This is a genomic window from Thiolapillus sp. (assembly GCF_048562965.1).
GTDB lineage: Bacteria > Pseudomonadota > Gammaproteobacteria > Chromatiales > Chromatiaceae > Thiolapillus > Thiolapillus brandeum_A.
The window spans coordinates 1-1,044 of record NZ_JBHNMF010000982.1; the positions used below are offsets into that span (position 1 = coordinate 1).

A 1,044-nucleotide genomic window follows, 5' to 3' on the forward strand; every position below is an offset into this window, starting at 1 on the left:
TGTGTTCGATGCTCTCGGGGTTGCGGTGATCGGTGAAGCAAGCGGCCAGGCGGTCCAGCAGGCCGATACGCTGATCCACCTCGCGCAGCAGCAATCCGCCACCGTCCGACGTGATTCGCCCACCGTCAAAGCGGCCAATCACCTCGCGCCGACCCAGGGACTGAAATTCCAACTGTTCTGGTTTACACTCTGTATTCATAGGCTTCTTTGTTTTGTTGCTGGTAAGTGATTGGTAACCCTTACTTTATGCAACAAAAAGAGGCCTATTTCCAGTGGGGCGGTGAAATTTCCGGGCTAGCCATTTGAAAAGTATCAGTTCCACCTGATAGGCAAAGTTGCTGATACTCCGGCTGTTACCCGATACTCCGTAATACGCATAATGGCCACGCAGCTTGTTTGCGGTGGTTCGCATGATCTCGGCAGTCGGCAGAGTCCGGTTGGCTCTCAACCACTCCTTGAACACTTTCAGCTTGGCGCTCAAGCGCCGGCTGATCGTCGCGCCGCTCAAACTTCTGACAGGGCGTCTTGCTCAGGTCTTCGCCACAGGTTTCGCATTGGGTGATGGGGGACGTTTGAACGGTCTCAATCGTGCGGGTGTTGGCGCAGCGGATACCGTTGTGCTGATTCCCCTTGCTGTTGGTGCCTGGGTGGGTGGTGGCGGTATCGTCCTTGGGGGTTTGCGATGGCGGCTTGCTGGAGTTGGTGCTGTTTTTTGGGGTGCCTGGAAAATCTCTTCGCAACCGGCCTTCTTTAGGGCATCCAGCTGGAGATCGGGGTTCTGATCCTGGGTCGAAACTCTCGCGTAGCCGATCCGTATAATAAACGATCGTTATATTTACGTAGATAAGTTTGCGCTATTTCTTTGCGGATAACCAGTGATTGTCGGTGGTTTTTGGGGGGATTTGCGGTTTGTAAAGAATACGGTCGTTCATTTTTGCTGACCCACACCTGGGCCAGCTCGATTTCAATCAGACAACGACGACCACAAAAGGGCACATCCCTGACCTGACGCTGGATGTACCGGTTAATCGTTCCCTTCTTTCC

At 53.6% G+C, this 1,044-nt stretch carries 2 protein-coding genes and 1 pseudogene; all 3 read right to left on the bottom strand.

Annotated elements, in window-relative coordinates:
- Nucleotides 1-199 (bottom strand): transposase (locus ACOCD2_RS21640; protein ID WP_294078532.1); only part of this gene is annotated, 199 nt, incomplete at its 3' end.
- Between the two features lie 45 nt (nucleotides 200-244).
- Nucleotides 245-412 carry a hypothetical protein gene (locus ACOCD2_RS21645; protein WP_368857522.1) on the bottom strand — a complete coding sequence of 56 codons (168 nt, stop codon included), beginning with the start codon at nucleotides 410-412 and terminating at the stop codon, nucleotides 245-247.
- Nucleotides 413-721: 309 nt separating this feature from the next.
- Nucleotides 722-817, bottom strand: a pseudogene (locus tag ACOCD2_RS21650) (recombinase family protein); the annotation flags it as partial.
- Nucleotides 818-1,044: the final 227 nt, after the last annotated feature.